Below are 14,019 nucleotides of genomic sequence, written 5' to 3' on the forward strand. Positions count from 1 at the left end.
TCCTATAGACGATAAATCTTGAAAGACTTAACTATATCCCTCCTATACGACTGTGGTGATGTTAAGAGAATCTAAAGAATCCCACGGCTTCAGCCGTGGGAGTATGTCAAAGCATTGCATAGCTGATCAATGTTGAGAAGTTCCAACTGCGCAGCAGCCTGCCCTTGTCCTTATATCCTCAGCTATAAGAGATACTTCAACGTAAAAAAGAGCACAGAGAAATCTCTCCCTGCTCCCTTTGTAATCCGGCTGATGGCCTGCTGCGAAATACTCGCAACCTCTGCCACGTCCGTTTACATTATACGCTCTACCGACAGTAAACCGACATTTATACCGATATAAGATTGTCGGTATAAAAACGAAAAGCGTCATTTTCCGGCAATCAGCCGATCACCTTCCATTTTCCATCTCTTTTAGAACCGTTCCGTACCAGTTTTCCCTTTTTCTGAAGACTTGCCATAAGAAAGGATTTCCAAACGGTTGGTCTGCGAGATGGTGTCCCTTTTCCGCATAATATATTTTCAGTTCCCGTGATCGCCCGCAAGTCCGAGCTCTTCCGCATGATCCTTCATACCGCGAATGCAAATCTCCGCCACTTCCCGGACATCCATCCCAAGCATCTCACAGCCGCAAAGGATCAGAGCGCGGTCGCATTTGGCCGCAAAACTCTTGCTCTTGAACTTCTTCATGAAGCCTTTAATATCCATGTCGATGATCCCGTTTGGCCGCATCCGTGCCGCTGCCTGAATAATGCCGCTGAGCTCATCCACGGTAAAAAGGCTCTTCTCCATGTCGGTCTCCGGCTTCACATCCGTGCAGATGCTGTACCCGTGGCTCATGATTGCTCTCACATCCTCTTCCGGAACTCCCTCGCCGAGAAGCTCCTTTTCCGTATGCTGCAGATGCTCTTCCGGAAATTTCTCATAATCATAGTCATGGAGATACCCGACCGCCTCCCAGTGCTCCCTGTCCGCCCCGAAATGCTCTGCCATCGCACCCATGCACGCCGCCACGTTCGCCGCATGCAGCTTCAGATGCTCCTCCGAAACCATTGTATTATTGATCCGCTTTGCCTCATCAATTGTCAGTTTTTCCATGTCTGCCGCTCCTTTAATGTCAAATGTACCACCATTATGCGTTTTTCAATTTTTTATGTCAACGTCATCTCTTTACCTCTGAGGTTCTTTCATCAAGCTCTCTGCAGCCAATATTTTTTCATTTCCCGATCCACAACCACTCTGCCGACGATATCTTTTCATTTCCCGATCCAAAACCCCTCTGCCAGCGATATCTTTTCATCTCCCGATCCATAAGCCCTCTGCCGGCAGTATTCTTTCATTTCTCGATTCTGGATGATGCCGCAGCATAAAACGCCGGATACGTTTCCTTCAAATACCGCGCATTTCCGACCCAGTTCATCAGCATGAGACGAAGAACCTCTTCAAAATCCTGATTAAAGTGGTAGATATCCTCCTTTGACAGATCATCCCAGGTTCCACGAAGTCGGAATTCATCCATCAGGTGAAACACGCCCCACAGCATTTCCGTGAAGCATTCATGTTCGATGATCAGCGGGTTGGATGCGATCACCAGAATATTGGTCTGGTTCGCCGTTATGATCTGCCGCGCCTTTGTATACCCGGCCGCGTCAATGTGAACCGCCAGCTTTGATTCCTGTATTCTTTTCCGGATCTCCTCTTCCGTTCCGGGCAGATCTGCTCCCGACCTCACGATCTCGTGGATGAAAGCATCCGCGTTCGTCATCCCGAGAATCTCGTGCATCAGGTAAGCTCCCATACCTGTGAAAAACGAGCTTGTCAGCATTCTCGTTTTTTCCAGGCGGTCTTTTTTCTCCCGATCATTAATGATCTCCCCGACAGCCAGAGTCGCGATCGCTATCGTGACCGGCATAAACGCCAGGTCCTGAAGAATGTAGAACGCTGTCGTTCTCTCATCGTGGAAAATCGCGATCTGCAGCAGATAAATCGCCGCCGACACCGCAATCAAGATCATCACTACTTTCCGGGTTGTCTTTCTATCCATACACACCTCCGCCGTTAAATTGTTTACAGGTTGTAGTTCTGCCCATTCAGTATCCGCAGCGCCAGCAGATACGCCATCACGTGTATACTCTGCTGAAATTTACCCGCGCGGATCAGTTTCTCGATCTGCTCTTCTGTCAGGAGCTCAGGCTCCAGATCCTCTGTTTCATCCAGACTCTGCCCCGAGATCTTTCTGCAGTTTCGCGCAAGAAAGAGATAGGCGTAATTATCCGAAAGCGTTGCATCGGATGGGATAACAGAGAGAGGGGTCCAGTCTTCGGAGATATATCCGGTTTCCTCCCGCAGTTCTCTTACTGCGCATTGCATAGCGCTTTCACGAACATCCGCTGCCGTTGCTGACCCCAAAAAAGCCGGCTCGATACCTCCCGCCGGGAACTCCGTCGTCACCTCACCAATCCCGTGCCGGAACTGGCGCACACACAAAAATCTTCCGTCTTCCGTTACCGGAACGATCACCGAATAATCTCTACGGCTGTACTGATAAAACGGCTCAAATTCCCTGCCATCCGGGTAACGGTATTTTACCTTTCGGAAATCAATCCACTCATCCTGCACAATATGTTCCACGGAAACCGGAGTCCAGATCAGGTCCTCATCTTTTTTCATATATTAAATCCTTTCGTGTGTTGCTGGCAGACATCCTCTGCCGTCTCATCCCGATGATACGTGAGCAAAATCATTACCCGGCAGATTGCACCGCTTTGTGATAAACTCCGGGTCTCATCCCGATTATACGTGAGTAAAATCATTACAGCAAGCAGCCCGCCGTGGTTTGTGCCCTCCTTTTCCGCAGGTTCCTCCAGAAAAACCATGCAGTCCATGGGTCAATCCAGGATAATTAATAATGGGATTGATGGTTATGAAAGGGGAAATGTCACAGACGGAAGTTCTTCACTGAAAAAGCCGAGAGAAAACATGACGTCTGATCCTTTTCACCCGGATCACCTGCCCGAATCGCTCAAGCATTACTCCCTCCCGTACATTTAGAATACAATCGCGCCATCCGCAAAATTGCGGAATTACGCGTTCCCGAATCTGCGAAACTGTGGAACTTTCGCTCGTTTTCGTTGTCACTATTGACTGCAAACACACCAGATGCTATCTTCATTCTTGTAAATATTACACAAATAATGCATAACGCAGGGAGGGTTTGCTATGCTTACAAAAAGAGAAAATTTGCTGGAAACAATTCACGGAGGTCACCCCGACAGATTTGTCAATCAGTTCGAGTTCCTCTCCATTATCATGAATGATCCGATCCGCGCCACCTATAAGGCACCGAAATACGGCGAGCTCAATGTCACAAATGAGTGGGGTGTCACCCGCTCCTGGCCGGAGGGAACGCCCGGACCATTCCCGGTTCACGATGACGCGCATCGCCTTCTGAAGGATATCACAGAGTGGAGGGACATCATTCACGCACCGTCACCGGTATTTCCGGAAGCAGCCTGGGAGCCTGCAATCGCCGCAGCCGAGGCTGTAGACCGCAAGGATAAATTCGTTTCGAACTTCCAGGCACCGGGTCTCTTCGAGAGTCTTCATTATTTCATGGGCATGGAGGATGCCATGATGAACTTCTATGAGGAGCCGGACGAGATGCACGACCTGATCAAATACCTCACCGAGTGGGAGCTTGACGCGGCAAGAGAGACCTGCGATCACCTTCATATCGATGCGGTATTCCACCATGACGACTGGGGAAGCCAGCGCTCCACCTTCTTCTCTCCGGCTATGTTTGAGGAATTTTTCGTGGATGCCTACAAACAGATCTACGGATATTACAAAGAAAGAGGCGTGCAGCTGATCGTACATCATTCCGATTCCTACGCCGCGACATTGATTCCCGATATGATTGACATGGGCATCGATATCTGGCAGGGTGTCATGACCGGAAACGACATTTGCAAGTGCATCGACACCTACGGCGGCAAGATCTCCTTCATGGGCGGCATCGACTCCGCGACCGTTGATCATCCCGGCTGGACCAGACAGGAAGTCCATGATCAGGTCAGAAGAGCATGCACGGAGTATGGCAAGCTGTACTATATTCCCTGTGCTTCTCAGGGCGGACCAATGAGCACCTTTGATGGCGTTTATCAGGCACTGACCGAGGAAATCGACAGCGCAAGCAAGGATATGTTCTGATACGGAATTTTTTGAGCAGAGAAGGGGGATTCTCTTATGGCAAAAAACACATCGTCCGCTCCGGATCATAAGCCGCTGAGCAGACAATTGAAGGTTTTTTACGGCGTCGGAGACTTCGGCTTTAATCTGATGTCCAGCATTGAAAGCTATTATTTTAACTTTTTCCTGACAAACCTTGCACAGTTCGCGCTTCCGGTCGTAACCATGATCACGACAGTAGCCAGTACGGTTGACGCGCTCCTGTCCTGGATCTACGGAGCCATCATCAACAGCTCAAAGCCAATGAAGTGGGGCCGCTACCGCTCCTGGCTCGTTGCGATTCCGTGGATCGTACCGTTCCTCTATGCGTTTCAGTTCGTCAAATTCGGGTCCGGCATCGGTTCCGCCGTCCTGATCATCGTGGCGGCAATCGCCAGCCATGTCTGCTGGAATTTTGCCTATGTGGCAAACGTATCCATGATCTCTGTCGCGGGCAAAACGCCGGAGGACCGTTCGCAGCTCGCCTCAACCAGAGCCGCCTGGTCCAATGCCTCCAAGGTTGTCTTTTCCTATGCTGCGCCGGTCGTTGCTTCCGCAGCCGCGGGCGTCATCGGAAAGGTCAATATGTACGGCGGCGCTGCCTTCTGCTTCGGTGTGTTGTTTGTTGTTCTTTACTTCGCGCATTTCAAGATGTTCGAAGGATACGAGAATACCGTCCAGACCTCACAGGCAGACGCAAAGGCTTCCGCGAAGGACAAGACCAGCGGAAAGGATCTGCTCCGCGCGCTTGCGCAGAACCCGCCCCTGATCGCTCTTCTGATCGCGGATCTCGCAAAGTTCATGTTCAACTTCATCTGCATGGGTTTTGCCAGCTACTACTTCCTGTATGTAGCCAACAACGCAAAGCTCACGCCGGTGTACATTCTGATCACTAATGTATTCTGCATTGTCGGCGCCTATCTGAGCAAAACGCTCAGCAACCGTTTTTCCACCAGGAACACTACCATCGGCGTAATGGCAATCCAGGCAGTAATTCTGATCCTGGCGTTCTTCGGTCACAATAATGTCATGATGGTCATTATCCTGATGTCCGTATCCCTGTTCGGCTATGGCATCACCTACGCCTGCACTCCGGCCCTTTACGGCGATACCATCGTGTACAGTGAGTGGAAGACCGGAAAGAACGCTGCGGGATGGATCAGTGGCCTGCAGAATGTGCCGCTGAAGGTCTCCATCATGACCCGTGGCATCATCATCAGTGCCTGCCTCGCGGCCGGAGCATTCAGCCCAAAAATTGACCCGGCAGACACAAGCAATCAGCTGAAGACCGCCATCAGTGCAGGATTCATGCTGATCCCGGCTATCGCACTGATCATTGCGGTTCTCTGCCTGACCTTCGGCTTCCGCCTGACAAAGGACAAGGTCGATCAGTATGCCGCGGAAATCGAGGCAAGGAAAAGAGCCTGACACGGGCACAATTTAAGACGCGGAAAAAGCCTGGCCCGGCCACAAATTAAGACGGGGAAAAAGCCTGACCCGGCCACAAATTAAGACGGGAAAAAAGCCTGGCCCGGCCACAATCGCAACATTATAAAAATATGCTATAAAATATGGAGCGCCCTTCGGGGCGCTTTTTTTCTGGTGATGTATGACAAGAACCTCGGATCTGGTATACTGAAGCCAGGCAAAAACTGCATCGGGCAGACACACAGTGGCGATACACACATAACCTGCGTCCCCACTCTCTGCAGGCATGGCCTTCCGCGCGTTATCCTGCAGATATGACCCCCTGCAGGCATTATCCATAAAAACGTAAGCTTGCGCACGCTATCCTGCAGAACGTAACCCTGCAGTTGTGAGCCCGCAGGCACAATATTTTGAAATATTTCCGGAACATATAAAATCATCGTATAGCATCCGAACGACAAGGATAATATAAAATCTATGAATAATCGAACCACCGGTCAAAGCACCGATCCAACACAAAAATCCGACTCCTCCTGTTCCGAAACCTCCCGGTTTCCGTCCGGCTTTCACCCGCCTCTGCAGGTCATTGCAGATGCTCTGACTCTGGCCGGCATAGATTATCTTATTTCAGATACAACGGATGATTTGCGGTTTTTCGGGATCCGTATTTTCAGCAGAGAAACCATTACTGACGACAGCAAACCCGTCTCCGCACACATGTCACCCCGGAGCCGAAACCAACAGTCTTCTACGACAAACGACACATCCGCTCCCGCACTAAAGTACGTGTATCTGTGCCCGGAATCTGAATTAGACGGTCTCCCCGACGATTTTCTCTCCGGCAGGGCTTTCCTGCTTCTGTGCCGGGATCCGCACGCCTCGTTCCGCCGCTCCATGCCTGGGAGGATTTACATACGCGACAATCACAGCCTTCCGGAGATTCTCTCCCTGGTGCAGGATCTCTTTGATCGTTTTCACGAATGGGATCTGAAGATTCAGGAGGCATTTCTGCTCCAGACGCCCCTTCAGGAAATCTTTGACCTGAGCCAGACGATCTTTCGAAACCCCATCTTCCTGCATGACCGTGACTTTATTATCCTTGCGGAGTGCAATTACCCGGAGCAGAAGATGAAACGCGGACGGGACAGAAGAACCGGTCTTCCCATGGTGCAGATGGATCTGATCAACGATTTCCGCACCGATCCCGTCTATATCGATGGACTCAAAGAGCGCCGTCCTGTATTGTATCCCTCCGAACAGACCGGATATCAGATTCTGTACCGGAACATCTGGCAGGGCGATATTTACCGGGGCAGGATTCTGGACCTTGAGGTTGACAGCAGAATTCTGCCCGGTGATTTTGCGGTTATTGATTATCTTGGAGAACTCCTGGAGCATTTTCTGTATTCCGGTGATCTCAGAAAATTCAGCATCTCGGACGATACATACGAACTCATGGTCCGTCTGTGTGAGAAGAAAGAGACAGACGAGCAGCAGGTTCTGAGCTATCTCCGCTATCAGAACTGGAACCGGAACGACCGGTATGTTGTCATGCGGATCGTAACGCAGCAGAGGGATTTCAACATCATTTCCTCCTATGCGGTCCTTAACCAGATCAACACCATCCTGGCAGCCGGGCGGGCGTTTTTTCATCAGGAGGGAATCACTCTTGTTGTGAACCTCTCATACGCGCACGAAAAAACCTCCGACGTCGTCAGCCGTCTCGCGGTGCCCATGCGGGACAGTCTTCTGAAAATCGGCGTCAGCTCCGAGCTCCGTGATTTTTTCCGGCTGGGCATTCTCTTCGACCAGGCCAATATTGCCCTGAACTTCGGGCTCTCCGGCAGCAGCATGATCTGGTACTACTATTTTGATCAGTACATGCTCGATTATATGATCCGCTGCTCCACCGAAGACATGCCGGCGGAGCTTCTCTGCTCCGACGCCCTTCAAAAGCTTCTGGAGTATGATCAGAAAAACCACACTGCGCTTGCGCATACCCTGGAAGCATATCTGCTTCATGACCGGAATGTCCTGCAGACCTCGAAGGAGCTGTACATTCACCGGAGCACCCTCTCCTACCGGCTGGAGAAAATCCACCGGCTGATCAGCATCAACCTCGACGACCCGAAGGAGCGCATCAAGCTTCTGCTCTCCTATTACATGCTCGGGATGCTGCATGAGTAACGTTACATTTTTTAACCTGGTCACATGTCAAGAGCCGGACCGCACACCCGCAGGGCGTTCAGTCCGGCTCTTGTTTTTCGAATATCTGTAACGGCTGAAAAATAATTATGATTTTTACGCCATGAGTTTTTACTGTGTCAACGATCGTATCAGGAAAGAATCTGCATCAGGTCCTCTCTTGTGATCGTGCTGCTGGAAAGTGCGTCCCCGCTGAGGATCTGATCCGCCAGATCCCGCTTCATCGCCTGCATCTCCAGAATTCTGTCTTCGATCGAATTGCGAATGATCATCTTATACACGGTGACTACCCGCTTCTGACCGATCCTGTGCGCGCGGTCCGTTGCCTGATCCTCCGCCGAGGTGTTCCACCACGGGTCATAATGAATCACAACGTCCGCTCCAGTCAGGTTCAATCCGGTACCACCCGCCTTCAGGGAAATCAGGAAAACCGGGATCTCCGGATTTTCGTTAAAGTCCCGCACCAGCCTCGTGCGCTCTTCCTTCCGGGTAGCGCCTGTGATCTCATAGAACGGAATCTTCTCACGGATAAGCTCCTCCCGGATCAACGCCAGCATCGAAGTGAACTGTGAGAACAGGAGCGCCCGGTGGCCTTCATCGATCAGCGTATGAATCAGATCCATGACCGCCTCTCTCTTGGCGGATTCCCCCTTATATCCATCAAAGCACAGCGACGGGTCGCAGCAGATCTGCCGGATTCTGGTAATCGCTGCCAGAACCTGCAGCTTGCCCTTCCGGAAATCCTCATCGGTCTGCTTAGACAGATCCTTCTTCATCCGGAGAACCTCGGCATCATAGAGCTTCTGCTGCTCCTTCCCCATCTGCACATAGCGGACTTCCTCCAACTTATCCGGAAGATCCTTCAGCACATCCTTCTTCAGACGACGCAGAATAAACGGAGCCACCATGCGCCTGAGATGTTCTCCCGTCTTCTCATCCCCGTTTACAACCGGCTGTTCAAAGGTTGAGTGGAATTCCTCGTACCGGTACAGGAAACCGGGCATCAGATAGTCGAAAATCGACCAGAGCTCGGACAGCCGGTTCTCAATCGGCGTTCCGGTCAGCGCATATCTCGTCTCTGCGCGGATCAGCTTCACGGCCTTTGCCGCCGCCGTTCCCGGATTCTTGATGTACTGTGCCTCATCAATCACCTCGTAGCGAAAGCTCAGACCATCATAGAAAGCGATGTCCCGCTTCAGCAGATCGTAGGAAGTGACGAGAACGTCATAGTCCTGATACTCCTCGAGCATTCTTTTTCGCTCCGAAGCGGACCCGGCAACCACCAGCGTCCTCAGCTCCGGCGCGAACCGGTGCAGCTCCTCCTCCCAGTTGTAGATCAGCGAGGCGGGGCTGATAATCAGGCTTACACCTGTCTTCTCCGCCTTCAGCTTCTTCGTTTCCGCCGCACTCAGCTCTTCCTGCTCCGATTCCAGTTTCGACGCAAGGAGCGCGGTGATCACCTGAAGCGTTTTTCCGAGTCCCATCTCATCGGCGAGGATGCCTCCGAAGCCATAGCGGTCAAGAATGCGAAGCCAGCGATACCCTTCCTTCTGATATTTCCGCAGCGTCTGCGCCAGCGAATCCGGAACCTCGAAATCGGAATCCTCCACCGTTTTGAATTCCTTGATCAGCTGCTTAAATTTTTTATCGCGAACCGCATACAGATCCTCCGTCTGCTCCAGCATCTTGTCGAGATACAGGGCACGGTAAGCGGGAAGCTGCATCTTGCCTTTCACGAATTCCTGCAGGGGAATCTGAAGTGTCTCGAGCATCTCACTCAATTCTTCGACCGAATCGTTCTGATCCAGCTTGAAAAAACTGCCGTCTTTGAGCCGGACATATTTTTTCTTGCGTCGATACATGTCAAGAATCTGATAAATCTCGTCCTCCGTCAGATCCTCTGTCGAAACCGTGAGATCCAGCAGATTGCTTTCCACATTGATGCCGACCTTCATCGGAAGCCTGCGGCGGATTCCCAGATTCCGGAACTGTGCCGTCATGCGCACCTCTCCATAGTCCAGGAGCTCATCGATCCCGTGATCCAGAAGCTGAAACAGCCTGTCATCGTCTTTCTCCGCATACATCAGATGAAGCATCGGATCGTACAGATCAAAATACTGATGCAACGCATTGCAGTAAGCCCACTCCGCTTCTGAATCCCGATACGAGGGACTGAGTTCTTCCTCACCATCCTGTTTTTCAATGACATCCGTAACCGGATAGGTCTCCTTGCCATATGCCGCCTCGGCACTGCACAAAAGCAGCTGACTGTCATAATCCAGGTACGCGGTGAAACCAGGCTTTGGCGGAATCAGCCCCTTCACCCGTTCCGGCTGCTCCTCACGGACATCCGCGATTTCCCGCAGTTTCGGCAGTACATCGTGATAAAATCTGCCGAGATTTTTCCGCCCGATCGAAAGATCAAGCCTCCCACCGGTACTGCGCAGCAGCATCTCTATGCGCTCCGAGGATTCTCTCGTCACACGGTTCAGATACTTTTCCTGATAATAATACAGGTGATCCAGTCCTTTCATGAGCCTGGGAAGATCACTCGTCACGCGAACGCCATCCACCGGCTCCGTCGCGTTCTTCGGTATCGGAGTAACGGTAATCGTCGGTGTAATCTCCTTGTCCCGAAGATGTATGATCCTCTTCCCCGCACCTGCATTCAGGGCTTTATTCCAAATCTCAACGGGATGCGTGCCGATCAGGTCGGCGAAACGATCCAGCCAGCTCCCGATCAGCGGCAGATTTGCCTTATAATCGAAGGTATAACTGTTCAAATAGCTGCTCTTCATTTCCATATATCGCTGGGACTCCAGATGATTCTCCAGAGCTTCCCGGATAAAATCGAACCAGGCCTTATCCTCGTCGCTCTTCAGGAAATCCTCACCCATCTGAAATTCCGTTTTGCTTCCGAACTTCATGCGTTCCTTGTTCTGCATGGCCTTTACAAATTCGCTGAGATTCTTTATCTTGTACAGCCTGTCTTTTCCAATATAGAAAGTGGCGGAAAGCATCCCGTGCTCCAGCTCCAGACGGGGTTCCATCGTAAGCTTCTCCGACGGGCGGACTCCAGCATCCCCGGTATCCCCGGACTCTACCGCCCCGGTGCTGCTCTGTGTGTTCTTATCCGCGAACATAGACAGAAAGTTTTCGGTGCCATAGCTGGATGCGTCTCCGAGATTGTGTTCCTTCAGATAATCCTCCATCATCAGCAAAGCAGCGACTTCATGAACACAGAGTTTTGTCGGATTCTCCAGCGGAAAACCGATCCCATACCGGCAATCCCAGTCTTCACACTGTGAGGAAATGATCCTGTGCTGGTCAAACATCAGGGTAGCCTTCCGATTATAATAGTTATCCCCAAACCGGAGAATTGCCTGTCCGACCATTGGTCCCGTCTGCATCTGATTATCCTGCAGGTAACCGGTAGACATGGTAAAATCCAAAATTTTGATATCTGATTGAATTCTGGCCTTTCTTCCCGTCCTTCTTCCTGAAGAAGATTTTTTCTTCTCTGCTTCCGGATGAACCAGCTGTTCCGCCGCTTTCCACACTTCGTTGGAAATTCTCAGATGCTTCCGAAATTCCTCCGGATGGAAATAGCGGTAATCGTCCGGCCGATATTCCTCTGCATCCTCCGCACCCGCGGCATCCTCCCGTTCCTTCGCGGTCTCCTCTCTAAGCTTTGCCAGACCTTCCAGTGGATTCCGGACATCGTTTCCTTTAGGGCCAGTCTTTCCGCTTTCCAGAACATTTCCTTCGCGGTCCAGAATATCGTAGATACCATACTCCCCGAACCATCCGTCTGACTCCCCGCGCCCACTTCCCGTTTTGCCTTGAGACGAACGGCTGGCCGATCCTCCGGAATGTTCCACACCCGCCTTATCTGATCCGGATTTTTCTTCGTTTTTTTCATCCGAATCTACATAAAGCTTCTCGTATTCATCTTCAATTGCCAGCAGCACAGCAGCCTCATGCTTGCACGGCATGCCGGCCGCAGCATAAGGGCAGGTACAGGACATCTCCCGGATCTCACCGGCTGATGCCTTGATGACGACATGGTAGTTCCTGCTTCCCCGTACCGTTGCCTCATAGATATCACCGCCACGATGCTCAGGATCGCTCTCCCAGGACAGCTTCTTGGCCTTTCCTGCACGATAATATTCCCTTCCTCTCGTCAATATCGTCTGTGAAAACAGGCTTCGCCATGTACTCATATTTACAGCTCCATTCCATATTCTGAATTTTGTGCGGAATCACCCGCAGGTTTACACCGCAGGCTTGCCAGCCGCAAAACTGCCCATCGCGGGCCTGCCAGTCGCAAAACTGCCAGTCCCAGTGCCTCTCACTAATCAGCAGTATATCAGAAAATCGGTCACATACAAAACATATATGACCTGTTCACGGCATTTGCCACGATGTATTCTCTGCTGCGTATTGCGACGCTGATCCGCCGGACTGGCAAAGCAGAACAACAGCAATCCCCCTGATGTATCATGATCACGATGATCCAGTAAACGGCCATACGATACATCAATTGGTTCAGGAAAATAAAGAACGTTCTACCATGAGCAAAAAAATCATTTATATTTTACGCAATTTAATTGACTAATGTCATTTTGTGTGCTATTCTGAGAATGTAAGCAAAACAACAGCAAAGGTTACCGCAATCAGGAGGACAGGACATGTACGATTATGATGTGATATTTATCGGAGCCGGCCATGCGAGCTGGCATGCAGCAATGATTCTGCTTCAGGCAGGCAAGAAGATGGCTTTTGTAGAGAGAGATGTCGTCGGAGGAACCTGCACCAACTACGGATGCAATGCCAAGATTCTTCTTGACACGCCCTTCAATTATCTGGACGGTCTGAAGCGGTATCAGGGCATCGGTATTTCTGATCTGCCGAAGCCGGACTGGACGAGTCTGATGAACTACAAGAAGAAAGTAATTTCTCCGCTGAATAAGATTATGGAGGGGATGTTCGAGAACGCGCATATGCCGGTCATTCACGGAAACGGAAAACTCGTGGATGCGCATACCGTTGATGTCGACGGCAGAAAGATTACCGCTGAGAACATTGTGATCGGCACCGGTGAGCATGCCATGAAGCAGGATATTCCGGGTAAGGAATATATCCACGACAGCAGAGATTTTCTGGATCTGGACAGTTTCCCCGCACGTATCGCCTTCATCGGCGGCGGAATCATCGCCATGGAATTTGCTTCCATAGCCGTACAGATGGGTGCTCAGACCACAGTGATCGAATACACTGACCGGGTGCTCCGCATGTACCCTGAAAAATATGTAGGCCGTGTGGTAGACAAAATGAAAGCCGCAGGTGCCTCCTTCCTTCTGAATCATGAAGTGAAAGAGATCTCAAAGAAGGGAAGCTCCTATGTTCTGACCTTTGCTGACGGATCCACTCTCGAGACCGACTATGTCCTCGAAGCCACAGGGCGCGCGGCAAATACGGAAAATCTCGGACTTGAGGATCTTGGCATCTCCTATTCGAGAAGGGGCATTCAGGTGGACGACCACATGAGAACCTCCGTACCGAATATTTATGCCTCCGGGGACTGTGTAGACAAACGGATTCCGAAGCTGACCCCGACGGCAACTTTTGAGTCCAATTATATCGCCACTCAGATACTCGGAATCAATCCGAATCCGATTCAGTATCCGGTCATCCCGAACCTGGTGTTCACTCTTCCGAGAATCTCTCAGGTGGGTGTAACGCTGGAACAGGCCGAGGCACAGCCGGATGTATATGACATCGAGGTCGCGGAATTCGGCAAACGTCTTCTCTTCGAAGCAAAGAACCAGCCGGATGCCGAGTTCACCTTTATCTTTAATAAGAAGCGCGAGCTTGTAGGCGGAGCTTTTTACGGAGAGGACGCCGGCACAAATGCCGATATCGCCGCTCTCATCATCAATCAGAAGCTCACCGGCATGCAGCTCAACCAGATGATCTTCACCTTCCCGACCGAATCACAGGCGCTTCTGAACCTCCTGACACCTCTGATGCTGAAGAAAGTTTAAATAATCGAGTAGGAGGCGGTGACTAACCGCCGTCCTCTCACAACACCGTACGTACCGTTCGGTATACGGCGCTTTCAATAGTTGACGTGCACAGACTGATAGGCCGTGGCTAA

8 protein-coding genes are annotated in these 14,019 nt (G+C 51.1%); 4 read left to right on the top strand and 4 right to left on the bottom strand.

Features of this window, described 5'->3' with window-relative positions; all coding sequences use genetic code 11:
- Nucleotides 1-521: 521 nt before the first annotated feature.
- The 3 genes from ACTQ3A_RS13295 to ACTQ3A_RS13305 form a co-directional block, all read right to left on the bottom strand.
- Entirely contained in the window at nucleotides 522-1,097 is a 576-nt protein-coding gene (locus ACTQ3A_RS13295; RefSeq protein WP_441101513.1) for an HD domain-containing protein, read from the bottom strand.
- A 238-nt stretch (nucleotides 1,098-1,335) separates the two neighbouring features.
- A complete protein-coding gene (locus ACTQ3A_RS13300) occupies nucleotides 1,336-2,043 on the bottom strand; it encodes a hypothetical protein (protein ID WP_441101512.1) in 708 nt (235 codons plus the stop codon).
- Nucleotides 2,044-2,066: 23 nt separating this feature from the next.
- Nucleotides 2,067-2,669, bottom strand: coding sequence for an NUDIX hydrolase (locus ACTQ3A_RS13305; RefSeq protein ID WP_441101511.1), 603 nt, complete (start codon nucleotides 2,667-2,669; stop codon nucleotides 2,067-2,069).
- 549 nt (nucleotides 2,670-3,218) lie between these two features.
- Here ACTQ3A_RS13305 and ACTQ3A_RS13310 point away from each other — a divergent pair.
- From ACTQ3A_RS13310 to ACTQ3A_RS13320, 3 genes are all read left to right on the top strand, one after another.
- Complete coding sequence (locus ACTQ3A_RS13310) at nucleotides 3,219-4,208, top strand: uroporphyrinogen decarboxylase family protein (RefSeq protein ID WP_441101510.1); 990 nt, start codon at nucleotides 3,219-3,221, stop codon at nucleotides 4,206-4,208.
- 36 nt (nucleotides 4,209-4,244) lie between these two features.
- Nucleotides 4,245-5,654: an MFS transporter gene (locus tag ACTQ3A_RS13315; protein ID WP_441101509.1), complete on the top strand. Its 1,410-nt coding sequence runs from the start codon at nucleotides 4,245-4,247 to the stop codon at nucleotides 5,652-5,654.
- Nucleotides 5,655-6,131: 477 nt separating this feature from the next.
- The gene (locus ACTQ3A_RS13320) at nucleotides 6,132-7,841 is read left to right on the top strand and encodes a PucR family transcriptional regulator (protein WP_441101508.1); all 1,710 of its coding nucleotides are present in this window, start codon (nucleotides 6,132-6,134) and stop codon (nucleotides 7,839-7,841) included.
- 149 nt (nucleotides 7,842-7,990) lie between these two features.
- On the opposite strand, the gene ACTQ3A_RS13325 is transcribed toward ACTQ3A_RS13320, so the two are convergent.
- Entirely contained in the window at nucleotides 7,991-12,082 is a 4,092-nt protein-coding gene (locus ACTQ3A_RS13325; RefSeq protein WP_441101507.1) for a DEAD/DEAH box helicase, read from the bottom strand.
- Between the two features lie 468 nt (nucleotides 12,083-12,550).
- Between ACTQ3A_RS13325 and ACTQ3A_RS13330 the strand changes: the two genes are divergently transcribed.
- The gene (locus tag ACTQ3A_RS13330) at nucleotides 12,551-13,906 is read left to right on the top strand and encodes a dihydrolipoyl dehydrogenase family protein (protein WP_441495137.1); all 1,356 of its coding nucleotides are present in this window, start codon (nucleotides 12,551-12,553) and stop codon (nucleotides 13,904-13,906) included.
- The last annotated feature ends 113 nt before the right edge of the window (nucleotides 13,907-14,019 follow it).

Origin of the sequence: Bilifractor sp. LCP21S3_F8 (genome assembly GCF_052117805.1) — a bacterium.
Lineage (GTDB): Bacteria > Bacillota > Clostridia > Lachnospirales > Lachnospiraceae > Bilifractor.

Coding starts and splice junctions, on each gene's coding strand:
- ACTQ3A_RS13315 (WP_441101509.1), top strand. CDS start 4,245: ATGGCAAAAAACACATCGTCCGCTCCGGATCATAAGCCGCTGAGCAGA.
- ACTQ3A_RS13300 (WP_441101512.1), bottom strand. CDS start 2,043: ATGGATAGAAAGACAACCCGGAAAGTAGTGATGATCTTGATTGCGGTG.
- ACTQ3A_RS13310 (WP_441101510.1), top strand. CDS start 3,219: ATGCTTACAAAAAGAGAAAATTTGCTGGAAACAATTCACGGAGGTCAC.
- ACTQ3A_RS13295 (WP_441101513.1), bottom strand. CDS start 1,097: ATGGAAAAACTGACAATTGATGAGGCAAAGCGGATCAATAATACAATG.
- ACTQ3A_RS13330 (WP_441495137.1), top strand. CDS start 12,551: ATGTACGATTATGATGTGATATTTATCGGAGCCGGCCATGCGAGCTGG.
- ACTQ3A_RS13325 (WP_441101507.1), bottom strand. CDS start 12,082: ATGAGTACATGGCGAAGCCTGTTTTCACAGACGATATTGACGAGAGGA.
- ACTQ3A_RS13305 (WP_441101511.1), bottom strand. CDS start 2,669: ATGAAAAAAGATGAGGACCTGATCTGGACTCCGGTTTCCGTGGAACAT.
- ACTQ3A_RS13320 (WP_441101508.1), top strand. CDS start 6,132: ATGAATAATCGAACCACCGGTCAAAGCACCGATCCAACACAAAAATCC.